Genomic DNA, 23,702 nt, shown 5'->3' on the forward strand with positions numbered 1-23,702 from the left:
TCAGGAGCTCGGAGGGCTTCAGAGGGCGAACAGAAAATCCACGAAGGAGCGGGTCGCGCCGTCGAGGCCGAGGTACTTCTTGCCGGCGGCGGGCTCGATGACGAAGTATTCGTCCTTGGCGTGGGCGCCAGAGCCGTGGCCGAGGCCGACGTGGCCGGCGGGGAGCTCGAGCGGCTTTCCCGTGAAGAGGTAGCCGGGCCAGGAGCCGGCGAGGCGCGGCCAGATCACCGGGTTCAGGCCCGCGGCCTTGTAGACGGCGAGCTGGGTCTGGATGGGCGGCGCCTCGAGCGCGGTGTCCGTCGGGTCGTAGCTGCCCATGTTCTTGATAGCGATGTCCTTGTAGCCGCGCCTGTCGAGGTGCTTGCGCAGCTTGGCGAGCACGTCCGTTGCGGTCATGTCCGGCACCAACCGGATATCCATCTTGGCGAAGGCGCGGTGCGGCAGGATGGTCTTGGAGCCCTCTCCGATGTAGCCGGCGTAGAGGCCGTCGATGTTCACCGACGGGCGCGAGACGTAGCGCTCGAGCATGGCGCGCTCGTCGAGGTCGTTCACCCACCTGTCGACCCCGAAGACCTTCTTCCAGTCGGCGTCGTCCCAGCGCGCCGACAGGTCGTCGAGCAGCTTCTTCTGCTGGCTGGAGACCGGGCGCACGGCGTCGGTGAGGCCATCGATCATCGGCTCGTTGCCGTCCGCCGAGACCAGCGTGCCGAGCGCCTGCACCAGCCGCCAGGCCGGGCTGTCGACGACCACCTTCATGCTGGAGTGGATCTCCCCGTCGCGCGGGCCGCGCCCCCACGCCTCGCCGCTCGCCTCCAGCTCGACGTAGACGATGCCCTTCGCGCCCAGGACGACGTTGACCGTGCCCGACAGCGATTGGTCCGCCGCCGGCATCATCACGCCCTGGCATTTCGCGAGCGCCTTCATCACGTCATCGTTCCGCACCACCTGCGAGAAATGCGGCGAGCCGAGCTCCTCTTCCCCTTCGGCGACCACCACCAGGTTGACCGGCAGCTTCAGGCCAGCGGCGCGCACCGCGTGCAGCGCCGCCAGGAACGCCCCCTGCGGTCCCTTCTGGTTGACCGCGCCGCGCCCCAGGATGACCTTGCCGACGTCCGCCTTGTCGACCAGCCTGGCGGCGAAGGGCGGCGAGGACCACTCCTTCTCCTCCACCGGCTGGACGTCGTACATGAAGTAGAAGCCCATGGTCTGCTTCGCGCCGGCGTCGAGCGTCGCGAAGATGCCCGGATGCCCGTCGGTCTTCATCTTCTTGACGGTTCCGAAGCCGGCGTCGCGCAGGAGATCCATCGTCAGGTCGCAGCACTCGGCGATGCCGACGTTCTGCGCCGAGATCGACGGCTGCTGGATCCAGCGCTGGATGCGCTCGATCGACTGACTCCGCTGCTCGGCGATCCTGTCGTATACCGGCGAGAGGTCGACGGCCTTGCCGCTCGCGCCCCTGGCGAGGCGGGGAAACGAGGCGAGCAGTCCGGAGGCCGCGGCGCCGGCGATGAAGGTGCGGCGATCGATGTCCAGCATGGCGCGCAGCTTAAAGCGCGCCGGCCGGGAACGGTCCTCCCCCCGCTTTCATGCGCACCCCTCGACGGCACCGGGAGGCATGGATGCAACGGAGAAAGAGGAGGGCGTTCACGCGTGGGTGCAACGCCGAGGCAGTACGTCAGGCAAGGGCAGGCGCGCGGAGCATCGTCGATGGTTTCGCCCAGGGAGCCGAGAATCCAGTGGAGTTGATGCTCTCTCGCTCGGGTCGGCTGATGGCCATCGCGCCGGTGAGCGGGCCTCCGTCACCACGGGCGTGATGCTCGGCCGATCGCCGGCCCGAGCGCGCCTGAGTGCTCGAGCGCGTCGACGGGGCCCTCGGCTGGGCTCGGTGGGTGAGCGAGCCGTCGTCCTGCTGGAGCGAAAAGCGGCCTGCGGCGATCCTCTACATGGAGCGCCAACACACACAGGGACTCCTGGGAGAGCGCTGTGTCGTCCATCATCATGTCGTGCCAGTCGGCTCACGACGGCGACATCGAGACGCTGGTTCAGGCACCGCAGCCCGGGTGGGTACGTTGTTGACATAGCGTCGCTTTGCAGGAGGAGAGCGGGCGCATAGGAGTCTTCTGTCGTCTCAGGTGAGTGTGGCGGACTGCTCTTGACATTTTGAATCAATTTGATTTTCCTTTCATCTTGAGCCGATACAATCCGCTGGCCATAAGCGCGGAGCGCGGAGGAAATCATGGGTCACCCATCGTTCACGCTCATTCGCGTGATCTGCTGCCTTCTTACTGCGATCACGGCCGGCTGCTTGGACGGCAAAGCGCCGCTCGACGACGCTCCCCGACCAGCCACCGTTCCGGATGTATCCTTTCAAGGGCCATGCGACGGGCCAGCCCTGGCTCACGTGCGGGTCGATCGCTCGAAGAAGGCGCCAGATGCCGGCGCGGTCATCTTCGCGGCGGCGGGTGATATTTGCCTTCGTGTATCGACCGGCGGGGAGAACGGCCACGCGGCGGCCGCGGCATGGATCACCTTGGATACGTCGCTGCTCGCGGTTTCGCCCGACGACTTCAACGGCAGGCCCGCGGCCTTTAACGTGCTCGTCCGTGGGTTGAACGACGGAGAGCATCGCCTGGAGGTTCGAGTCGCGTCGAAGCCTGGAACGTTCGTCGACGTCGAGGTAGTCGGCGTGGTCGACCCGATCGATCTCGATCCGGGCGGCGACCTGGTGACAGGCACGGTCGGTCCCGCGGGAGGCGTCGTGTCCTCGAGCGGCGGTCCAGGGCTCATCTCTATACCCCCCGACGCGCTCTCGGCGCCGACGTCCATTACGATCGCGAAGTTAAGCGACACTGCGGCCGCCAGCCCTCTCCCCGACGGTCTGGTCCTCGTCGGTGGCGTGGAGCTCCTGCCGGAGGGCACACTTTTCGACGCCCCCGCCCTCGTGCTCGTCCCGCTCACGCGGCGCTTGACGCCGGGGCGACCCTTGACAGCCCTTTATTATGACCCCGCGCAGGGAGCGTGGGTGCGCTCCCTCATGTCCACGGGGGAGCACGCTAGCGCCATGGTCACGTCGGATGGGGCTCACGCCGCGTTCCTCGTGGACCATTTTTCGTCTCATGCGGTCGCACTTCCCGAACTGCCGGAGCTCGATCTCGTCCAGATCGGCACCGTTCGAAGCGCAGTTCACGTGTGCCCTATCAACTTCGATTTCGGCGTGTGGGACGGCCCACCGATCAACAACATCTTCGGCACCGCCTACAGCGACCCGATCTTCCGGCACGGCGTCTTCACGGACGTGTTCGAGCAGGTCCTGCTCCGGCCGACGGTGGGCGACGGCGGTGCGCATTATGCCATCGCGGCTCAGATCCTCGCGTCTGCGCGCAACGAGCTCGCGTCCAACGCCGATCTCCTCTATTCGCACGCTCTGCTCAGCAAGCACGTCAATCGGGGGCTGCGGGGTCTGTGGGGCTGGTACGCCGACCAGCCGGCCTCCTTCAAGCATACGACCTTCGCGAACGTTCAGGCGCGGTTCAGCAAGCTATCCGCGGCGCTCCAGGTCGTCGCCGTCGGCGCGCAGCTCGACGAGGGCGCCGCTCAGGTGGAGCTGCTCTGGGTCCTCTCGCAGGCCGCCGACCTGACGCGCATCGAGGCGATGAAATCCTACCTCGATTCGATAGGGCTGAGCGCCGATCCGGCTGTCGTGGCCGGATTCGAGGTGGCGGCCGACCGCGTTGAGGCTCGCCACGACGCGCAGCTGAACGAGTTCGTGGCCGCGGTGGCGAAGGCGGCTGAGCACGGGGTCGTGACCGTCGACACGCTCCTGGAGGCTGGATTGACGATCGGCCTGCCCGCCGTGATCGTCGATTCCCTTGTGAAAGCGAAGCTCATCACGCAGGCCGCGGGCACGAAGCTGGCGGCAGCTGCAGGGCTCGCCCTCGATCTGGCCCTCGGGAACGGGGACGCGCACCGGCGATCGAGCACCCTGTGCGCGCTGTCGACGCTCTACGCCTACGGCCTCGAGCGGGCAGACGTGGTTGTCGACGGCGTTGAGCTGGCCGAGCTCAAGTATATTGCCTTCGCGGAGCTCGCGCGCGCGGCGTCCTCGTTCGTCGAAGGAGAAGAGCTCGGCTTCACCAATTGGCTGGTTTACCTGGCCGTGGATCCTTTTGTCGGCGGCCAGCGGGACGCGACGATCACCTTCTGGAGAGACGCGTCGAGCACCGCTGAAGCGGGGCTGCGAGCGCTGGCGAGCATGAAATACAACCTCGACACCGAGCCGATGCAGACGACCGTCGACGACGAGCTCCCGTCGGTGTCGTTCGCGTGCAGGTCCGACGCGTCGATTACAAAGCAATCCTGCGGCACCGAGTTCGTGGGGTGCTATGCGGGGCCTCAGGGGAGCTGGTTCTGGACCTATAGCGTCAGCGTTCCTGACTGCACGGCGACGTTCACCATCACGGCGCCGTCGAGCGGCGAGCAGCCCGTGTACGCCGAATACTTCGCCTTCTGTGACCAGTCGCGCGCGGTGCGCTACGGCGTGGAGGACGACTTCAAGTCGTCGCAGGTGGTCATCGACCAGTGGGCGTCCACGCTGACGCCGCGCACGTCGCTCTTGGGGACGTTCCATTTCACCTCGGGCCAGTCATACAAGGTGCATGTGTCCGACCATGACCCTCTTGGGTATCAGCCGACCCCGGCGGCATGTCAGGCGGCTGGCGGCGCCCACCACATCAACGTGAACATCGATCGCGTGACGTTCACTGCGCAGGCCAAGCCGGCGGCTCCCGTGCAGGCGTCGGACCGCGAGGCGATCCGGGAGGATGGCGTGAGCATCCTCGCATGGCCGTTCGAATCAAAATCGTGGAGGCGCGTCGAGGGGAGCCCCTATCATGCGTGCTCCGATGCGACGGCGGACGACTGGAACACGACGCTCGGCGGCTGCGACACGGAGATCACGATGGGGCCTATGCGCTTACGCTCTGCGATCAGCGGGGTCATTCGATTCGCGGGCAAGAGCGCGAAGGATCCTGGGAGGGGGTATCAGCTCATCATCGAGAGCTCCAGAATACCCGGATTTTTTGTGGGCTACGCTCATCTAGCGCCGTTCGACGCCACGGGTATGGCCGGCCAGACCGTGGCCGCGTCCGGCGAGCTTCCGGTGGTGGTGGGCGATACCGGGACAGATTGCGCGCACCTTCATTTAAGTGCGTGGCGCCGTGTCCTCGATCCGGCGGCGCGCGCGCTGATCCTCGATGGTCGTAGCCCCGACGGATATACATGCAGCGATTCAAAATATGCCGCGCCGTTCGAGCTGAACCAAGAATGGTGAGCGAGCCCGCTGCGCGCTCATCCCTGTAGTCTCTGCAGATGGCCCTTTCGGTGCGTGGAGAAGCTCCGACGGTCGCCGTGCGGGGCCGGGAACGCGGGCGGCGGTTGGGCGCCGTGAGCCTTTCGCGCCGTGCGCGCGCCCGAGGGGCCGCGTTCTGCCCCGGCGTCAGATGTGCGACGAGCTCCGCGCGGCAGCTTCGTTGGACGGCGAGCTGCTAGCTCCTGACCTCTTCGTCCTCGCCTTCTGGAGGCGGAGGGCGCTCGCCCGCGGCGACCTGGAGCTCGCGGACGATCGAGAGGAGCGCTGGACAGCAGAAGCGCTCGACCACGGAGCCGTCGGGCGCGAGCTCAAAGCTCGGCGGCTCGCCGTGCACCGGGCAAGCCACCTCGGCGTACCTCGACTCGAGATCCCTCAGGACGCTCTCGTCGACCTCGCTGACCTCGCCCTTCGCAGCCGTCCCTTCGTTCCCATGTGTCGCCATGCGACGCACGGTAGCAGGAAGGGCGCCGCGCCTCGCGCTGCTCGGGGGCCTAGGCGACCTCTGCCATCGACGCAGGGGCGTCGGCGCCCCGCGGCCTCAGCCATCGAGGCGCCGCGACCAGAGCGGCTGCCCGAAATCAGGCAGACAAAATAGCAGCGCCGCCGGGCGCCTCGGGGGATTAGGCGGAGGCCGCCGGCGGAGCTGGTCCCTGACTAAGCATCCTCCGTGCCAGGTACACACTTCGGAAATTCCCCTACTTATGTCTCGGGCGCCGATCGGGTGGGTTTCGATTCTGCGAGGATCCGGCTTGCACGGTTGCAGGATCGCGACGGCGCTCGCCCACTTCCGTGACCGCCCTGTCGCCGGCTAGCGTCGGGGACATGAACCGCCTGCGTACGACCCCCGCCTTCATCCTGGCGCTGCCGCTGCTCGCGGCGTGCAGCGCCCCCGCGTCGAGGCCGCTGGACAAGCCGGCCGCGTCCCCGGCCGCCGCGACCCCGCCGCCGCACGCCGCGCCGGCAGCGCCCTCCGGACCGGGGCGGCTTCCTTATCCGGCGACCGCGAAGCGGCCCGTGGCGAGCGAGTATCATGGCACCCGGGTCGTCGACGACTACCAGTGGCTGGAGGACGGGAGCTCCCCCGAGGTGGAGCGCTGGGTCGCCGAGCAGAACCAGCTCTCGCGCGGCGCCCTCGACGCCGTGCCGGCGCGCGGCGCGATCCGGGCGCGCGTGCAGGAGATCCTGTCGGCGACCTCCGCGAACCACTACGCGCTCGACGAGGCCGGCGGGCAGATCTTCGCGCTCAAGGACCAGCCGCCGAAGCAGCAGCCTTTCCTCGTCGTCCTGAGGTCCGTGAACGACCCCGCCTCCGCGCGGAGCCTCGTCGATCCAGAGGTCATCGACCCGAAAGGGCACACGGCCATCGACTGGTTCGTCCCGTCGCGCGACGGCAAGAAGGTGGCTGTCTCCCTGTCCGAAGGCGGCACCGAGAGCGGGACCGTGCGCGTCTACGACGTGGCGACGGGCAAGGAGACGGGCGACACCGTTCCTTACGCGAACAGCGGCACCGCGGGCGGCAGCCTGGCGTGGACCGGCGACGGCAAGGGGTTTTACTACACAAGGCACCCTCGGCCCGGGGAGCGCCCGCGAGAGGACATGGGCTTCTTCCAGCAGATCTACTTCCACAAGCTCGGTACGCCGGACAAGGACGACAAGTACGCGCTCGGCAAGGAATTCCCCCGCATCGCCGAGGTGGAGCTCACGACGAGCGAGAGCGGCAAGCTCGTGCTCGCCAGCGTGCAGAACGGCGATGGAGGCGAGTACTGGCACTATCTCCTCGACGCTTCGGGCAAGTGGACGCGCTTCGCCGACCTGCCCGACAAGGTCATCCGGGTCGTGTTCGGCGCCGACGACCGGCTCTACCTCCTGTCGCGCAAGGACGCGCCGCGCGGCAAGGTGCTGCGCCTCTCGCCGGGCAAGCTGGACCTCGCCAGGGCGGAGCTCGTCGTGCCCGAGAGCGAGGCGGTGATCCAGGACTTCTTGCCCACGACAGGGCGGCTCTACGTCCGCGATCTGCTCGGCGGCCCGTCGCAGGTCCGCGTCTTCGATCTGAAGGGCAAGGCGCTCGGGACGGTGCCGATCCCGCAGGTCTCCTCGGTGCGGCAGCTCGTGCGCACGCAAGGCGACGACATGCTCTTTCGCGGCGTGAGCTACACCGAGCCGGCGGCCTGGTTCACGTACTCGGCCAGGGACGGCAAGGTGACGAAGACGCCGCTCGCGATGACGGCCCCTGTCTCCTATGCCGACGTGGAGGTCGCCCGGGAGGCGTGCACCTCGAAGGATGGGACCAAGGTTCCCCTCAACATCCTGCGCCGGAAGGGCGCGCCCCTCGACGGGACCGCGCCGGCGCTGCTCACGGGATACGGCGGCTACGGGACGAGCATGGCTCCCGGGTTCAACCCGCTCTGGCGGCTGTGGTTCGACCAGGGAGGGGTGGTCGCGATCGCCAACCTGCGCGGCGGCGGCGAGTTCGGGGAGGCGTGGCACCGCGGCGGCAACCTGACGAAGAAGCAGAACGTCTTCGACGACTTCGCGGCGTGCGCGCAGCACCTCATCGACCAGCGCGTCACGAGCCCGGCGCGGCTCGCCATCCGCGGCGGCTCGAACGGCGGTCTGCTGATGGGAGCGCAGCTCACGCAGCACCCGGAGATGGTCAAGGCGGTCGTGTCGCACGTCGGTATCTACGACATGCTCCGGGTGGAGCTCACGCCGAACGGGGCGTTCAACGTGACCGAGTTCGGCACGGTGAAGGACCCCGAGCAGTTCAAGGCCCTTTACGCCTACTCGCCGTATCACCACGTCAAGGACGGGACCGCCTATCCGGCGACCCTGTTCCTGACCGGCGCCAACGACCCGCGGGTGGATCCATGGCACTCGCGGAAGATGGCCGCGCGGATGCAAGCGGCCTCGTCGGGCTCGGCGCCCATCCTGCTCCGGGCGAGCGGCTCGACGGGCCACGGGGCCGGGACACCGCTCTCCGAGGAGATCGAGGAGCAAGCCGACGTGTTCGCGTTCCTCTTCAAGGAGCTCGGGCTCGGCGCCCCGCCCGCCAAGGACGACGCGGCGCCCCGGTGATGGAACGGCCGCGGCCGCCCCCGCCCGGGGTGCGGCCGCGGTCCGGTCGCTGCGTGTCTCGCTTCACCAGGTGGTGAAGTAAGCCCACGCCTCGTTTCCGGCGGAGGCCTGGAAGCAGTATCCGCCGTTGCGCTTGGCGGGCAGGGTGATGTTGCCGCCGCTGCACGCCACCGCCGTGCCGTTGACCGCGAACGTGCGGCCGCCCGCGAAGTTGCCGCAGTTGGCGCCGCTCAGGCTCGCCGTGGTCTCGAAGCAGCGCGCGCCGGAGCCGAGGCTGCCCGAGCTGTAGCTCGCGCTCGAGAACACGGTGGGGCCCGTGCACAGGCTGCTGCACGGCGCCGTCCCGGTGCTGGGCTGGCAGACGCCGGCCACGCAGCTCAGGCTCGTGCAGTCCGCGCCGGTGACGCACGCCTGGCCGTTCGCGCAGTCGGCCGCGCACGTGCCGCCGCAGTCGACGTCCGTCTCGGTGCCGTTCTTGACGCCGTCGGTGCAGGTCGGCGCGGCGCCGCCGTTGATCACGCTCACCCCGAGGCCCTGGAGCCACGTCGTCACCGGGTAGCGCGCCGCCGTGTCGAGCCGCGTGTGCCAGTTGGTCTGCGAGGGAGCCGGGCCGCTCCAGCCGGACGGGAACGTGTAATAGGCGTTGACGCCCACGACCACGAGGTCGGTCGCGCTCTGCCGGTAGAGCGGGCCGCCCGAGTCGCCGGGGCACAGGCTGGCGTACGTGGTGCTGCTGGCATAACCCGGCGTGAGCACGTAGGCCGCGGCGACATCGTTGATGGCGGTGCCAGAGACGTACGAGCCCGGGTGATCCAGGATCGAGGCAGGCGCCGCGCTGAGGTCCTGGAGCTTGAAGAGCCCGCCGCCCCCGCCGCCGGGGTTCTCGCAGCCATAGCCGGTCGCCACGACGGGATCCCCCACCGCGACCGGCGCCCCGTCCACCACGGCGGCCGGGATCGTCGGCGAGAGCTCGTTGACGACGACCACCGCGAGGTCTGGCGCGTACCCCGGGTTCAGGACGTTGACCCCGCAATCGGTCGCTCCGCCCGCCAGCGCGGCGGCGCAGACCTCGAGCCACTTCGGATGGATGTACGTCTGCTGGATCGTCAGGTTGACGTACGGCGAGATCGGGGGCGTGTTGTCGGCGCTGACCGAGTACGAGCCGCCCGGCCCGTAGCCCGCGGCCACGGTCGCGGCGTACTCGTCATCGACGCAGTGAGCCGCGGTGAGGAAGTGACGCGGTCCGACCTTCGCGGCGGTGCACCCCGGGCCGAGGACCGTCGACGGATACTGCGATTCTAGCGCCGGCTGCCCCCCGATCAGCGCGTCGTCCGCCGCGCCGATCTCCTCGGAGGTCTCGCCGTAGCCCTCCACGCTGCAGGCGGCCAAGCACAATGAGAACAAAGCATATACAGATGAGCGCACTGGTTGCTTCTCCTGTCGCCCCGAGTGCATCGACGCCTCGCGCCCCCCGCGTCGTATCGGTGCGACGGAGGGTCTTTATGCCGACGGTTAGCCTCCTTCCAACTCGAATGCATCATGGACCTCATGCAAGGCGTGCATGCCGTCGCCAGATCGCCACGACCGCGTCGCACGAGCCTGGGTCCGGAGGCGAGCCGAAGGAGCGCCGCCCGCCCCCGCGGCTCGCCGCGCCGGCCACGGCGCCCCGCCGCCTCGACGCCCGCGATCCCGGGTCGGGCGGGGCGCGATGCCCGCTCACGGCCGTTGACTATGAACCGATTAAGTGCTCGGCTCGCGCGCGCTTCTTGCGGGTCTTGGGGCACGTCCTGCGCCCGGCGCTGGAGGTGGTTTGCGCCGGTAGCCTGCCTGGGCTCGCGCGGCTCTCCAACTACCGCACGGCGTTCGACGTCGGCTCTCCGATAGGCGGTGAGCTCCTATCTACTGGAACCAGGTGATGGCCGCCTCGGTGTCGTCAGCGTGCCTGTGGTGGCCGGGTTCCTGCTGCTCCAGCGCTACCTCTTCCAGGGCCTCACCGCGGGCGCGGTGAAGACCTGATCGGTCGGGACGGGGGGTGTCGCCTCGGGCCGGCCTGGAGGGGCACGCCGGGGCGCAGGCGACGGCGCTGCTGCGAGCGCTCGATGGCTTGATGGTGGACAGCAGGGCATAGGTCCGCCCGCCGCGCTGTTTGCTGTGGCCGGGCGAGCGCTCACCGCTTGCGGGACGGAGCCTCTCCACGGGGCAGCGCCGCCGGCCGATGCGCCTCTCCGCGGGGCAGCGCCGCCGGCCGATGCGCCTCTCCCCGTTCGCCTCGCTCGGGCGCGCGCGCCGCGACCGTCGCGCTCCGCTGCGCCGCCCCGCGGCGCGCGGCGAGGGCCCGGGTCAGCCCCTCGGCCAGCGTCGCCGCGGTGTCGAGGCCGCCGAGGTCGACGCCGAGCTCGACCAGCGTCTGCGCCAGCGCGGGCGAGACGCCCACCAGCGTGCAGGACGCGCCGAGCAGCCGCGCTGCCGACGCCGCCCCGACGAGCTGCGCGGCGGCCCGGGCGTCGAGCGCCGGCACGCCGGTGATGTCGAGCAGCACCTGCGCCGCCTGCTGCGCGGCGATCGCCTCGAGCAGGCGCTCAAGGAGCGCGCTGGCGCGCGCGTCGTCGATCATGCCCACGATGGGGAGGCAGAGCACGCCGTCCGCGACGCGGATCACCGGGACGCTCATCGCCTGGATCGCGTCCCGCTGCGCCGCGATCACCCGCACTGTCTCTTCGAGCTCCCGGTTGCGCGCCTCCAGCGACGCCTGGAGCGCCCGCTGATCCTCGATCAGGGCCTCGTATTTGTGCTGGATCTCGGCCGCCTCCGGGACGGCGAACTGGAACAGCACGCCCTCGAAGCCGTCCCCGGCGTCGCGCACCGGCACGCCGAAGGAGCAGACCCACACCGCTCCGCCCCTCTTGCCCGTGAGCTCCTCGACAAGGTCGGTGTCGTAGCTGATCGGCGGGATCGCGACCTCCTCGCCGCGAAAGAACCGCTCGACGTGCGGCATGATCCCGTTCTCGACGAGCTGCGGGTCCTCCAGCATGTTGTATTTCAGTTGCAAGAACACCTCGGCTGGGGCCCGCCAGAGCGCTTCCCAGCCGGCGTTGACGGCGTGGGTCCTGCCGACGGGGTGGTGGATCGACACGCTGAAGCAGCGCGCCGCCATCAGCGCGCGCCATCTGCGTGCGTCCGCCCGCAGCGATTCCATCTCCTTCTCCATCGCCTCCAGGCGGCGAACCAGCTGAGCGCTATCGTCGTCCCCCTCGTATCCCATATGCCCGAGTGTTCCCCGAGCGGCGCCTGGCTGTCCAGCGCCGCACCGGGCGAGCGGGCGGATCTCGCGCAGCCGGCGGCGGCGCTTCCGGAAGCATAGGCACCTCTGCGGTGCAGCTCGCAAAGCACTTCGGGGCGGAGGTCACCGGCGTGTGCAGCACCGCGAACCTGGGGCTGGTGAAGTCGCTGGGGGCCGACACCGACATTGATTACACCAAGGAGGATTTCGCCAAGGGCGGCGAGGACTACGACATCCTCTTCGACGCCGTGGGCAAGACGTCGTTCTCGCGCTGCAAGGGCTCGTTGAAAGAAGGTGGCGTGTTGCTCTCGACCCAGGTCGCGCTGCCGATCCTTTTTCAGAGCGTCTGGACGTCGATCGTGGGCGGCAAGAGAGCGGTCTGCGCGACGTCGATCGAGAAGAACGAGGCCCTGGTCCTCATGAGAGAGCTCATCGAGGCGGGGAAGCTGAAGCCGGTCATCGACAGGTGTTATCCGCTGGAGCAGATCGCCGAGGCGCACCGGTGCGTCGACACGGGACGCAAGAGGGGGAGCGTCGCCATCACGGTGGCGTCCGAGGACCGAGCCTGACTTCGCCCCGAGGAGCGGACCCCGGAGTTAAAGCTGCGCGGCTTCCTGGCCTCACAAGCGGAGCACCAGGCAGGCCGCCGAGGTCGGGCAGGCCCCGGCGAACTCCGGGGAGGCGGCGAGGTCGGCTGGAACCACCTCGCGCGGCGTCGAGGCGAAGCCGAGCGCCCGGAAATAGTCCGCAGCGGTCGTGGTCAGCAGGTAGACGGCCTCGAGCGACTCCACCCGCGCCGCATCGATGCGGTTGGCGACGAGAGCCCGGCCGAACCCTTGCCCGTGAAGCGTCCGCGCCACGGCCACGGAGCGTAGCAGGCCAACTCGCCCGTACGTCTCGAGCCCAGCTACGCCGACGAGCCCCAGGCTGCGCCGGATGACGACGTACGCGGCGGGGAACTGGTCGAGCAGGCCAGCCGTCGGCAGCTCCGCGCGGACAAGGAGCCCCCGAACCACGTCGAGATCGCCCGACGCAGCCGGCTCGATCTTCGCGTCGCTCAACTCCACGCCTCAGCCGCGATGAGCGCCTCGACGCGCGCCTTCACCTCGTCGCGAATGGCACGGACGCGCTCCAGCGGCTTTCCCTTCGGATCCTCCAATGGCCAGTCGTCGCGTCGCACGCCTGGGACGGTCGGACAAGCTTCGCCGCAGCCCATCGTGATCAGCATGTACGCGTCCGCTGCGAGCGCGTGCGTCAGCTTCTGCGGCGTCGACTCCGACAGGTCGATCCCGACCTGGTGCATCACCTCGCGCACCTCGGGGTGAACGCGCGAGCCGGGCTCGGTGCCGGCGGAGATGGCGTGCGCCTGCGAGGGGTTGACCAAGGCGTTGAACCATGCTGCGGCCACTTGCGATCGGCCCGCATTGTGGATGCAGGCAAAGAGGATCAGCTTCGGTGTGGTTGTCATGACGTGCGGGCCTCTTCCCGTGGAACGACGACATCGGATGCGCGCTGGGGCAGGTTTGGCACCAGCCAGCGGAAGAACACTGTCGCGGCCGCAGCGCCGGCGACCTGGGCGACGATGAAACCTGGGGTGTCGATAGGACGGATGCCGGCGAACGTGTCGGTCGCGGCGCGGGCGACGGTGACCGCAGGGTTCGCGAACGAAGTCGATGAAGTGAACCAGTATGCGGCGGTGATATACGCACCCACGGCGAGCGGCACCGCCTCGGAGCGCCGACGCGAGCATCCCCAGATCACCGCAAGCAGGCCGAACGTCGCGACAAACTCGCTGAACCACTGCGACAGCCCTGTACGGACGTGCCTCGACACGGAGAAGACCGGCAAATCGAACATCGTGTCTGCTGCGGCGACCCCAGCGAACGCGCCGGCGACCTGGGCGAGCACGTACGGTGGCACCTCGCGCCAAGGAAGGCCGCCCTGCGAAGCGTCAGCCACAGTCACCACTGGGTTGAAGTGCGCGCCGGAGATGGGCCCCAGGGTCAGGATGAGAGCGACCAGCGCAGCGCCTGTGGCGATCGCGTTCGCGAGCAGCGCCATGGCTGCGTTGCCACCGGCCAAGCCCTCCGCCATGATCCCCGACCCGACCACCGTCGCGAGAAGGAGGGCCGTCCCGAGCGCTTCGGCGACGGCCCTTCGGGTGAGATCAGCGCGCTGCATCGCCGAGCTTCGCGGGCGCGCAGCAGCCAGGCGCGCAGCACGCCGCCTCGCTCTTCGCAGGCTCGCTCTTCGCAGGCTGGCTTCCCATCACGTCCGCGTCGCCCTTCACCACGAACACCTCCCACGAGTTGCCGTCGGGGTCCTCGATCCAGACCTTGTCCTGCACCGCGTAGCAACACGCGGTGTTCTCCTCCGTGAAGGTCTTGAGCTCGGCCGCCTCGAAGGCGCGCTTGGCCTCGAGCACGTCGTCGGTGCTCGCGACCTGGATGCCGAAATGGCTCGCGTTCACGCCCGTGCGCGGCGCCTCTTGCATCGTCAGGTTGAGGGCAGGCGACGCAAGGTCGAACTTGGCGTAGCCAGGTCGACGCTTCGCGGCGCGCACACCGAATGCCTTCTCGTAGAACGCGACCGAGGCATCGATGTTGGAGATGTTCAGCGAAACGTGAGGCTTGAGGACGTTCATCTCGGGTACTCCTTCCAAATTTTTAGAAATAGTGGAGAAAAAAATTAGCAGCAACCCTTCCCGCGCTTGCAGCAGTCCTCCCAGATGTAGTCCGTGAGGCCGCGAAGCGCCGCGTAGTCGGCGCTGTAGTAGTGGAACGTTCCTTCTCCGCGCGTCCTTAGAACGCCGGCGTCGACGAGCCGCTTCAGGTGATGGCTCAGCGTGGATGCAGGCGTGTGCATGTGCGCCTGGATCTCGCCTGCGGATGCGCCGTCGGCGCCGGCTTGCACCACGAAGCGCAGAACCGCGAGGCGGACGGGGTGACCGAGCGCGGCCAGTTGTTCAGCGTGACGCGCCAGTGTCGAGGGCACGCACTACTTCTACGGATCTAGAAGTACTGGCGCAAGGGGGTTCTTCCAAAAAAATCGAAGCAGTCGACGCGGCCGTTCGGACCGCGCCCTGCGCGGTGTTCGTCCGGATCGAGGGAACCCCAGCGCGCGATGACGAGGCCTTTTCGGTGGTCATGGGCTCGGCTGGGCAGTCGAGCCGCCTGAGCTCTCCGCGCCGCGCCCACGTCCCTGGACGGCGCAGCGGGCCGTCTGTCGAGGGCGAACCCGAGGACTTCCCGCCATACAGCATTTAAGTGAAGTTCCTCAGCGCGAGTGATATCACCACCCCGGACGGCCGACCTCGTGGAGAACGAACCATGACGACCACCCGAGAGATCCTCGATTTCTACACGCGCCCGGCGGCGATGACGTCCGGCGGCGCGCACGCGCCCCGGTTCGACGAGCTGCCGGGCGACGTGGCCTCGCTCGTGCGCGTCGTGCAAGGCCTCTTGCTGCACGTGCACTGGGCGCAGGCCTACGGCGTGGAGCTCTCGGACGAGCGCCGCGGCGAGTCCCACCTCCGCCCGACGGACCGAATGCTGGATCGCCTCCTCGCCCACGACGATCGGCCGCTCTCCGCCGCCCGGCCGCTCGACACGCGCCTCGTCGGCTCCTGCCGTGACTTCACGGTTCTCCTGGTGGCCTTTCTGCGCGCCAAGGGGATCCCTGCCCGCGCCCGCTGCGGCTTCGGCGGCTATTTCCACGCCGGCGACTTCGTGGACCACTGGGTCTGCGAGCACTGGAACGCCGCCGAGGCGCGCTGGGTCCTCGTCGACGCGCAGATCGACGACGTTCAGCGGACGGCGCTGAAGCCCGACTTCGATGTGCTCGACGTGCCGCGCCACCGCTTCGTGGTGGCGGGCGACGCCTGGGCGCAGTGCCGCGCCGGGGAGGCCGATCCGTCGAAGTTCGGGATGTTCGATATGCGCGGGCTCTGGTTCATCAGCGGCAACGTCCTGCGCGATCTCGCGGCGCTCAACAACATGGAGATGCTGCCGTGGGACGACTGGGGTGCGATGATCGGACCCGACGAGCCGCTGCGGGACGACCAGCTGGCGCTGTTCGACCGGCTCGCGGCGATCACCCGCTCGCCCGACGCGCGCTTCGCCGAGCTGCGCCAGCTCTACGAGGGCGACGAGCGCCTGCGGGTGCCGGCGGTCGTCTTCAACGCCGTGCTCAACCGTCAGGACAACGCTCTGACCTGACCTGCGTCGAGCCCCGCCGCCGGGCACCTCTCGTACGGGCGCGCCGCGCTCCGGCTACCCGTGGCGGCTTGGAAAATCCCCCACGGCGGCCTCGCGCGCCCTGACCGCGCTCCGGAAGGCGGCGTAACTCCAGCTCAGATCGCTCACGCTGCATTCGTACCCGTTGTCGCGATCGAACTGCTCGCTCAGCTGGAGGCGATCGGAGTGGTAGATCACCGCCTCGAGCATCCTGTCGCCCGCGTCGATCAGCTTCGCCGCGATGTCTGGATCGGCGGGATCGCTCACGCCCACCTGCGCGAAGAACTTCTGCGTCGTGGCGTTCACGAGCACGGCGCCGGGGGAGCTCTTGATCTTCGCCGCGAGCATGAAGTAGAGCTCCGCGAAGTTGCACGTCGTGAGCGCCCACGGGTGACCGGCGTCCGGACCGTGATCCGACAGGTTGCCGTCGTACGTATCCTCGGGGTACCGCCCGATCATCGGCCCCCTGCTCCGAGGCAGCGCCCGATCGGCGTCGTTGATGCGGTACCGCCGCTCGCCCTGGGCGAACGCCTCGCGCACCAGCGCGGCCGTCGAGAGCAGCACCGGGTCCGCGCAGTTCGTCGAGCCGTAGACGGCCGACATGACGATATCCACGTTGAGCGTCGCTCCCCTGCCTTCGGCGGGCCTGCCGTTCGGGCCCGTGATGGACGCGTAGTACGGCTGCCCGTCGTACGTGCCCTGGTGCGTCGCCATCTGGCTGCCCAGCCACTCTGCGGCCGCCCACATGTCGTTGATGTACGGAGAGAGCCCGTGCTCGTCGGCGCGGCTGATCAGCGAGAGGAACGCCTTTCGCTGCACGGAGCGGGCATAGAAGCTGAACCCGGCCGTCTCCTCCCAGAGGTTGTGCGTCTGCTCCTTGTAGGCCGAGAGGAGGTACCGGGTGTCCTTCTCGATGATGGACCTGGCCGTGGCGAGCGCCTGCAGCGAGAGCCGATCCTCGATGGCGAGCAGGGACAGGATGCGGTGCGCCGGGCCATCCGTCTGCGAGGTCCAGTTGTCGCGCACGGTGCCGTCGATGTGGAAGCACGCCAGCGCGAACCTGCTCGCTCGCTCGGCGTTCTCCTGGCACAGCGCCGAGAACATCGTGTAATCCTCGCAGAGGGTCCGCGCCGTGAAGACCGGGTTGTCGAGCGCCTCCGGAATGCAGATGGCCGCGTCCCGGATCCAGTGGTGCACATAGTCCTGGTCGGTCTGACCCCTGTCGTCCGGCAGGGACGGGGACGCGAGCACACACCCCTTGACGGACTGCATCGCGCCCTTGCTGAAGACCCAGGTCCCCGTCGCGATGTTCCGCAGGAGGAGCACTTGCATGTACTTGCTGATCGCGTCGAACGACACGGACGAGACGTCGACGCTCGTGCTCAGGTAACCGAATGAACTGGCCATGGGACCCCCTCGTGGTTTGTTCCTTTATAGCGGGGCGCCGATCCGTGCGCTACGCGCGATCGCGGCGACGTGGTGTGGGAGGCCCTGCTCGAACGCCGTCTTGTTGCTATCCGTTCGCATGCTCGGGCACGGGGCTTGCCCCTGGCGTGCAGGGATGCCGCGCGCGCAGCGACGCCACCACCGGTGGCGCCGGCGCGTCGAGAGCAGCCGTGCGGCGGTCGCGCGCCGCGTCACGCGGCCAGCGGAGCGTCGCGGCGTTGTCGCCTGGTCTCCTCTGAACGTCGCGCTCCGCGAGCGGCCCCGGCCGCCCGCCGCGCGGTACCGCGTTCGCCGGGCCGTCGCGGGCGACGCCGATCCCGGGATGTTCGCCGTTGCGAACAATCCGCCCCGCCGCGCACAGTGGGCGCATGGTCGACCCGCTCTTCGACGATCTGCCCGCCCTGCTGTGCTTCGCGCGCGTCGTGGAGCGCCGCTCGTTCACCGCGGCCGCGGCGGAGCTCGGGGTGTCGAAGTCGATGGTGAGCACCCGGGTCGCGCGCCTGGAGGAACGCCTCGGCGAGCGCCTGCTCGTGCGCACCACGCGCAAGCTCACCGTCACGGACGCCGGCATGAACCTCTATGCGCGCTGCGCGCGTGTGCTCGAGGAGGCCGCGGCCGCGGTGCGGGGCGCGTCCGACGCCGACCGGGGCCGCATCCGGCTCAACGCGCCGGTCAGCTTCGCGCAGATGTACCTGGCGGAGCCGCTCGCGCGGTTCCTCCGGGCGAGCCCGGGCGCGCACGTCGAGCTCATGCTGAACGACCGGCTCGTCGACCTGGTGGAGGAGCGCGTCGACCTGGCCATCCGGATCACGAAGCTCAAGGACTCGAGCCTTGTCGCGCGCCAGCTCGCCACGACGGCGCTGCACGTGGTCGGCGCGCCGGGTTACCTCGAGCGGCGGGGGCGGCCCGAGCAGCCGGGGGATCTCCTGCGCCACGACTGCCTGCGCTACCTCCACCTGCGCGTCGAGGACGAGTGGCGCTTCTACGGGGCCGGCGGGCGCATCTCCGTCCCCGTCTCCGGCCCGCTGACGGCGAGCAACGGGACGGCGCTCCGAGAGGCGGCCGTGTCCGGGATCGGCCTCGCGGTGCTGCCGCGCTTCATGGTCGACGAGGATCTCGCGGCCGGGCGCCTGGTCACGCTGCTCGACGCGTTCGCGCCCCGGCCGATGGGCATCTACGCGGTGCACGCGGCCGGCCGGCGCCCGCCCGCGCGGGTGCGGCGGCTCGTCGAGCACCTGGCGGCCGCATTCCGCGGGATCTCGTGGGCGTAGCGGCAGATCGTTCTCTCCGGAGAACAATTCGTTCCCGGGCGCGCTCTACCGTGGCGCGGCGCCGGGGCTTACTCCTCGGGTCATGGAGGCATCACCCATGAACCGTGTCGAAACGATCCTCTCCGTTCCCCGCTCGGCCGAGCTGGCCGCGCTGATGTTGCGCCTCGGGCTGGGCGCCGTGTTCCTGGCGCACGCGATCGCCAAGCCGCTCGTGTTCACGTTGCCGGGCACCGTCGCGTTCTTCGCGGCGAGCGGCTTCCCGGGCTGGACGGCGTATCCGGTGTTTCTCGCGGAGCTGCTCGGCGGCGCGGCGCTCCTCGCCGGGCTCAGGACGCGCCTTGTCTCGCTCTTGCTCCTGCCGGTGATGATCGGCGCGCTGCTCGTGCACCTGCCGAACGGCTGGATGTTCGCCGGCCAGGGGGGCGGCTGGGAGTACGTCGCCTTCCTGATGATCGCGCTCGGCGCGCAGGCCCTCCTCGGCGACGGCGCGTTCGCCGTGAGCCGGCTGCAGCGCGGCTAGCGCCTCGCCGCGCAGGGTCGAGAAGGGCCGCGCGATCTGCGCGGCGGCTCGCGCCGCGTCACGGCAAGTTGGCGTCCATCCACGCGAGTCGGGCCCGCAGGAAGTCGCGCATGCCCTGCAGCTGCCCCTCCCACGTCGGCGCCGTGGGGCCGCCGAGGAAACCCTCGCTCGACTCGATGACGCTCGACACCGGCCACTTGGCGAAGTCGCGGACCACGGCCTGCGAGAGCGGCGCGCTCAGCTCGTTCATGCGCTGCTCGATCGCGGCGTCGGACAGGTGCGTCTGGCGAAGCGCCGTGTAGCGCGCCTTCACCTGCGCCATGAAGCTCGGATCCGCGGTGAGCTTCTGGTACCAGTTGTTGACGTTCCTCGTGCCGCTGAAGCGCCAGCCGGTGTCGTTCTCCGATTGCGGCGTCGCGCTCTGGGCGCCCACCCCGCCGAGCGCGAAGTTGTAGTCCCACAGCGGCCCGGCCTTGAGCTTCTGATCGCGATCCTTGAAGTAATACGCGCTCCGCACGTAAGCGTCCACGTTGAGCGTCAGCTCGCTGATGATCAGGTAATCGATGAACGACGGCACGTCGATGTACGACGCGTAATCGCCGATCGGCGTCTGGTGGATGCTGTCGTGGAACTGCTGGATGTACTGCGTCAGCCAGGTCGTCTGCTCGTCGTTCAGGGGGTCGGGATCCACGACCTCGAGATCGATCCAGCACGTGCCGCCCTCGCCGGGGCGGGGACCCCCGCCGCCGCCGAAGCTGAACGACGGGAGGGGATCCGACCCGGTGCAGGTGAGCTTCGGCTCCTCGGCGGCCGCCTGGTCGAACTTGAAGATGTAGCCGCCGCTGATGTCCGGCAGTGCCCGGTCCGTCTCCTTGAGCTCCTTGAGATCGGTGCGGACCTTGTTGTTCTTGATGGTCTCCGAGATCCAGTAGATGCCCTGGTAATCCGCTTCGCCGACGACGCGCGCGTCGTAGTTCAGATAGACCTCGGCGAACTCGACGCGTGGCGCCTGGAGCCCCATGTCGCGGCCGAGGGTGAAGGTGAACGGATTGCGGATCAACGTGCGGTCGTAGTAGGGAGGGATCAGCGCCCAGTCCGAGTCGGCGGGCATGCCCAGCACCGGGTAGTCGAGGTCCTTGTCGTCGTTGCCCCACAGCTCGAGCTTGTACGGTGTTTGCGGGAAGTTCTGCGACGACTGACCGCGCACGTGGTACCCGCCGCGCATCGCCATCGTGGGCAGCGAGGCGATCGACGCGACGCCGTTGACCGGCTCCCAGATCATCACCGCCGCGTCGAAGTAGACCTCCTTGTCGGTCGGCTTGCCCATGCCGTAACCGTCCATGATCACGATGGGAAGATCGGAGGTCGCGTCGAAGGTGCGCGCGATGTAGAGGCCTGTGCTCACCGCGCCGCTCGCGGCGCCTCCAACGAACGTTTGCGCGCGGACCTGCGTCGTTTCAGTGAGGGTCACGGGCTCGCCCGTGTACAACGTGGAGGACGCGGTCGGCAGCAGCCCGTCCAGCGTGTAGCGGATCTCTGCCCCCTCGATCGCGGTGGACATCCCCACCTGGATCTGATCTCTGAACGTCTGGCTAGGCGTGGAGAACGACACATCCCCGATCAGGGACGGGGGCGGCGCCGCGGTGCCGTTGCCGTCGCCAGCCGGTTCCTGGCCCTGGCCGCAAGCAACGCTCAGAGAGATCAGGGCGAGCGAGATGGAGCGGTGAAACCGGGCAAAGCGCCCTCGTTTAACCATGGTATGATTTTCCACTGCGACCTCATTCAGAGTTCAAGGATTCTCCATTCTACTGACACACAGGGCTGCAGCGCTATCCGTTTCGGGCGCGGCGACTCGAGCTGCCTCGTGCCTCTCGGCGGGGAGCAGCTCACACCTTGTAAGACGGCGCGTGTGAACGTAGATCACGGGGTAAAGGCGGCGCCAGCTGGGATTGGAATGGTGGCATGGTCGCGTGGGCAGGACGACCTCGCCGCCGAGACGCTCTTCTCCACGCTGACCAACGTGAGCTTCGACCCCGAGGCGCTCCTCGAGCTCTGCCTGGAGTGCGGCCAGGTGAACCTCCTTGTGATGAGGATGCTCGACGAGGGCCACCGCATGCGCTTCGGCGAGCCGCAGCCGGCGATGGTCCGGGAAGGCACCGTGGCGGGGCCGGGGATCCTCGTCTCGGGGCACGATCTCTCGGACCTCGCCGAGCTGCTCCGGCAGTGCGAGGGGACGGGCGTGAGGGTGTACACCCACGGCGAGCTGCTGCCGGCGCACGCGTATCCGGAGCTCGCGGGCCACCCGAACCTCGTCGGCCACTACGGCTCCGCGTGGCAGCACCAGAAGGTCGAGTTCCTGGCGTTCTCCGGGCCGATCCTGATGACCTCGAACTGCGTGCTCCTCCCGAAGGAGGCCTACCGGGCAGTGCAACGACGCCTACGGCGCCCTCCGCGTGGCCGGCGCGCTCGCCCAGGCGCTCGGCTGCGGGGTGAACCAGCTGCCCCTGACGCTTGTGCTCTCGTGGCTCGAGCAGAAGGCCGTGGCGGTGCTCCTGACCCTGCTCAGCCTGGGCGTGAAGGGCATCGTGCTCGGGCCGCGCCTGCCGGCGTTCCTCTCGCCGAACGTGCTGCGGCTGCTGCACAGCGCTACGATCTCCGGCTGACCGGCAGGGCGCCGTCGATGGACCTGCTGCAGCTCCACCGGGCGCCCGCGAGCGCCTGAGCGCCTGTGCGCGGGGTTGCCCGCGGCGCGCCCGCCGTCTGTTGGCTCAGTGCGATGTCGTGTACTTGAACTCGAGGATCGCCCCCGGGTTGTCCAGGACCGTCGTGACGCCGCCGGTCGGTCCGCTCGTGTTCCCCGTGGTGTCCGTGATGATGTAGAAGGTCTTGCGGTCCGGGCTCATCGCGAGATCGCGGTACCGGTTCGTGGTCTGGAAGAGGACGACCGGCTCGCCCTGCACGGTCTTCCCGTTCGGGCTCAGCTTCACCTGGTACACGGCGCCCTTCTTGAGGGAGGTCATCAGGAGAGAGTGATCCCACCCGCGGATGCCGTGCCCGGCAGGGTAGTAGTGGAGCGAGGAGGGCGCGATCGTCGGCCAGCAGATGTACTGGCTGAAGCCGCACGCCCAGTCGAAGAAGACGTAGTCGCTCGGGACGGTGTAGAAGGTGAGGAGCGGCTCCTTGAAGTCCGGATGGCTGAAGGCGCTCTCCAGCTGCCGCGGCACGGACTCGGGAGGAGCCCAGTCGCTCCAGAAGAGCTCGTTGCACGGCGTCGGGCTCGAGGCCGACCAGTTGTCGTACGTGTACGCCTGGTCGTCCTGGTAGCCGGCGACGTACGGCCAGCCATAGTTGTTGCCGGCCTGGATGAGGTTCAGCTCGTCGTCGCTCTTCGGCCCGTGCTCGTTCGCGTAGAGCTTGCCGCCCCGCCCGAACGTGAGGCCCTGCGCGTTGCGATGGCCGTACGAGTAGATATGGCTGCGGACCCCGTCGATCTCCGGGTTGTCCTTCGGGATCGAGCCATCGACGTTCAAGCGCAGGATCTTGCCGACGTATTTCTGCCAGTCCTGCGCCGCGACCTCGGCCGCCGTCGGCAGCTCCTGCGCGCGGTTCGGGTTGCACATCCTGGCGAACTGGTTGTTCCCCTGATCCCCGATGGTGTAATAGAGCTTCCCATCGGGCCCGAACAGGAGCCGCGCGGAGTTGTGATCGTCGCTCCCCGGCAGGCCCGTGATGACGTCGACAGGGCTCCCGAGGGTCTCGGTCACCCGGTTGTACGTGTAGCGGCGGATCTTCGTCCTGCGGTCCACCGCTGGATCTGCCGCGACGTTGTAGGTGAAGGACACGTACACGTAGTCCTTCCCTTTGTGCTTGAGCAGATCCGGGTGCAGCGCCAGGGCCAGCAGCCCGTCCTGACCTCCCGACTGGAACGCCTCCGGGATGGTGATCGCGGTCTTCTGAAGGCCGTCCTCCGGCCTCACGCGCACGACCCGCTTCCCTGTGCGCTCGGTGAGCCACAGATAGTCATCCGGTCCCCAGACGATCCGCATCGGAAACGAGAGATCCCGTACGATTTCGCGCGACGTGAAGGTCGGCTCCTCGCCGGAGCACACCTCATCGGCATCCCCGGCGTCACCGGGATCCTCGGCCTCCTCGGCGACGATGGCCTGAGCATCGGATTCGAGCGGCTCGTCCGGGGGACCCGCCTGGCCACATCCGGTGAGGCTCCACGAAGCCGTGGTGAGCAAACCAACTTGAGCCAGAACAACAGCCAGCTTGCGTGAGATAAAGGGCGACATAGGACTACCTCCCTGTCTCGATCAAGGGACTTTCACGTGTCGGTGCTGACCAGATCCCACCGCGCCATGGCGTGTCGGACGCGCTGGGAAAATCTCGGCATACAACCGGGGATTGCGAGACATCCGGTAGGGCCCTCCCCGATTAGAGTAAGGCCTTTACTATAGCAAATGTGGAGCTCGCTCGCACTGACAACGTTGATTTGCGATGTCGG

General features: G+C 68.5%; 18 protein-coding genes and 2 pseudogenes. 8 read left to right on the forward strand and 12 right to left on the reverse strand.

What is annotated here, in order from left to right:
- Window positions 1–18: 18 nt before the first annotated feature.
- Entirely contained in the window at window positions 19–1,536 is a 1,518-nt protein-coding gene (locus tag WME73_RS04285) for a M20/M25/M40 family metallo-hydrolase (RefSeq protein ID WP_437914844.1), read from the reverse strand.
- 700 nt (window positions 1,537–2,236) lie between these two features.
- Between WME73_RS04285 and WME73_RS04290 the strand changes: the two genes are divergently transcribed.
- Window positions 2,237–5,329 (forward strand): hypothetical protein, encoded by a 3,093-nt coding sequence (locus WME73_RS04290; protein WP_437914845.1) that lies wholly within the window; start codon window positions 2,237–2,239, stop codon window positions 5,327–5,329.
- Between the two features lie 214 nt (window positions 5,330–5,543).
- Here the strand turns inward: WME73_RS04290 and WME73_RS04295 are convergent, their stop codons facing one another.
- Entirely contained in the window at window positions 5,544–5,810 is a 267-nt protein-coding gene (locus WME73_RS04295) for a hypothetical protein (RefSeq protein WP_437744258.1), read from the reverse strand.
- A gap of 380 nt (window positions 5,811–6,190) precedes the next feature.
- On the opposite strand from WME73_RS04295, the gene WME73_RS04300 reads away from it, so the two are divergent.
- On the forward strand, window positions 6,191–8,443 hold the full coding sequence (locus tag WME73_RS04300; RefSeq protein WP_437914846.1) for a prolyl oligopeptidase family serine peptidase: 2,253 nt from the start codon (window positions 6,191–6,193) through the stop codon (window positions 8,441–8,443).
- Window positions 8,444–8,506: 63 nt separating this feature from the next.
- Here WME73_RS04300 and WME73_RS04305 read toward each other — a convergent pair whose 3' ends face one another.
- Window positions 8,507–9,832: a trypsin-like serine protease gene (locus WME73_RS04305; RefSeq protein WP_437914847.1), complete on the reverse strand. Its 1,326-nt coding sequence runs from the start codon at window positions 9,830–9,832 to the stop codon at window positions 8,507–8,509.
- A gap of 508 nt (window positions 9,833–10,340) precedes the next feature.
- Here WME73_RS04305 and WME73_RS04310 point away from each other — a divergent pair.
- Window positions 10,341–10,459: pseudogene (locus WME73_RS04310) on the forward strand (carbohydrate ABC transporter permease); the annotation flags it as partial.
- Window positions 10,460–10,610: 151 nt separating this feature from the next.
- Here the strand turns inward: WME73_RS04310 and WME73_RS04315 are convergent.
- On the reverse strand, window positions 10,611–11,705 hold the full coding sequence (locus WME73_RS04315) for an STAS domain-containing protein (RefSeq protein WP_437914848.1): 1,095 nt from the start codon (window positions 11,703–11,705) through the stop codon (window positions 10,611–10,613).
- Window positions 11,706–11,815: 110 nt separating this feature from the next.
- Between WME73_RS04315 and WME73_RS04320 the strand changes: the two genes are divergently transcribed.
- On the forward strand, window positions 11,816–12,292 hold the full coding sequence (locus tag WME73_RS04320; protein ID WP_437914849.1) for an NAD(P)-dependent alcohol dehydrogenase: 477 nt from the start codon (window positions 11,816–11,818) through the stop codon (window positions 12,290–12,292).
- Between the two features lie 51 nt (window positions 12,293–12,343).
- On the opposite strand, the gene arsN2 is transcribed toward WME73_RS04320, so the two are convergent.
- From arsN2 to WME73_RS04345, 5 genes are read right to left on the reverse strand one after another with little or no spacing between them, the layout of a single operon-like run.
- A complete protein-coding gene (arsN2, locus tag WME73_RS04325) occupies window positions 12,344–12,784 on the reverse strand; it encodes an arsenic resistance N-acetyltransferase ArsN2 (protein ID WP_437914850.1) in 441 nt (146 codons plus the stop codon).
- Complete coding sequence (locus WME73_RS04330) at window positions 12,781–13,191, reverse strand: low molecular weight phosphatase family protein (protein WP_437914851.1); 411 nt, start codon at window positions 13,189–13,191, stop codon at window positions 12,781–12,783. Before WME73_RS04330 ends, arsN2 begins: the two co-directional genes overlap by 4 nt.
- Window positions 13,188–13,904: an aquaporin gene (locus tag WME73_RS04335; RefSeq protein ID WP_437744264.1), complete on the reverse strand. Its 717-nt coding sequence runs from the start codon at window positions 13,902–13,904 to the stop codon at window positions 13,188–13,190. The genes WME73_RS04330 and WME73_RS04335 overlap by 4 nt, the downstream gene beginning before the upstream one ends.
- Window positions 13,891–14,367 carry an ArsI/CadI family heavy metal resistance metalloenzyme gene (locus tag WME73_RS04340; protein WP_437744265.1) on the reverse strand — a complete coding sequence of 159 codons (477 nt, stop codon included), beginning with the start codon at window positions 14,365–14,367 and terminating at the stop codon, window positions 13,891–13,893. Before WME73_RS04340 ends, WME73_RS04335 begins: the two co-directional genes overlap by 14 nt.
- A gap of 44 nt (window positions 14,368–14,411) precedes the next feature.
- The gene (locus tag WME73_RS04345) at window positions 14,412–14,717 is read right to left on the reverse strand and encodes an ArsR/SmtB family transcription factor (protein WP_437744266.1); all 306 of its coding nucleotides are present in this window, start codon (window positions 14,715–14,717) and stop codon (window positions 14,412–14,414) included.
- A gap of 335 nt (window positions 14,718–15,052) precedes the next feature.
- On the opposite strand from WME73_RS04345, the gene WME73_RS04350 reads away from it, so the two are divergent.
- Window positions 15,053–15,940, forward strand: a complete 888-nt coding sequence (locus tag WME73_RS04350; RefSeq protein WP_437914852.1) for a transglutaminase-like domain-containing protein — start codon at window positions 15,053–15,055, stop codon at window positions 15,938–15,940.
- 54 nt (window positions 15,941–15,994) lie between these two features.
- Here WME73_RS04350 and WME73_RS04355 read toward each other — a convergent pair whose 3' ends face one another.
- Window positions 15,995–17,365 carry a glycoside hydrolase family 15 protein gene (locus tag WME73_RS04355; RefSeq protein ID WP_437914853.1) on the reverse strand — a complete coding sequence of 457 codons (1,371 nt, stop codon included), beginning with the start codon at window positions 17,363–17,365 and terminating at the stop codon, window positions 15,995–15,997.
- 407 nt (window positions 17,366–17,772) lie between these two features.
- Here WME73_RS04355 and WME73_RS04360 point away from each other — a divergent pair, with 407 nt between their 5' ends.
- Complete coding sequence (locus WME73_RS04360; RefSeq protein WP_437865638.1) at window positions 17,773–18,675, forward strand: LysR family transcriptional regulator; 903 nt, start codon at window positions 17,773–17,775, stop codon at window positions 18,673–18,675.
- 97 nt (window positions 18,676–18,772) lie between these two features.
- Window positions 18,773–19,195 carry a DoxX family protein gene (locus tag WME73_RS04365; RefSeq protein ID WP_437914854.1) on the forward strand — a complete coding sequence of 141 codons (423 nt, stop codon included), beginning with the start codon at window positions 18,773–18,775 and terminating at the stop codon, window positions 19,193–19,195.
- 58 nt (window positions 19,196–19,253) lie between these two features.
- Here WME73_RS04365 and WME73_RS04370 read toward each other — a convergent pair whose 3' ends face one another.
- Complete coding sequence (locus WME73_RS04370) at window positions 19,254–20,951, reverse strand: CotH kinase family protein (protein WP_437914855.1); 1,698 nt, start codon at window positions 20,949–20,951, stop codon at window positions 19,254–19,256.
- 237 nt (window positions 20,952–21,188) lie between these two features.
- On the opposite strand from WME73_RS04370, the pseudogene WME73_RS04375 reads away from it, so the two are divergent.
- Window positions 21,189–21,917 (forward strand): annotated as a pseudogene (locus tag WME73_RS04375) (hydroxylamine reductase); the annotation flags it as partial.
- Between the two features lie 46 nt (window positions 21,918–21,963).
- Here the strand turns inward: WME73_RS04375 and WME73_RS04380 are convergent.
- Window positions 21,964–23,439, reverse strand: a complete 1,476-nt coding sequence (locus tag WME73_RS04380; RefSeq protein ID WP_437914856.1) for a glucose/sorbosone family PQQ-dependent dehydrogenase — start codon at window positions 23,437–23,439, stop codon at window positions 21,964–21,966.
- Window positions 23,440–23,702 lie beyond the last annotated feature (263 nt).

Origin of the sequence: Sorangium sp. So ce302, assembly GCF_051530145.1 — a bacterium.
Lineage (GTDB): Bacteria > Myxococcota_A > Polyangia > Polyangiales > Polyangiaceae > Sorangium > Sorangium cellulosum_B.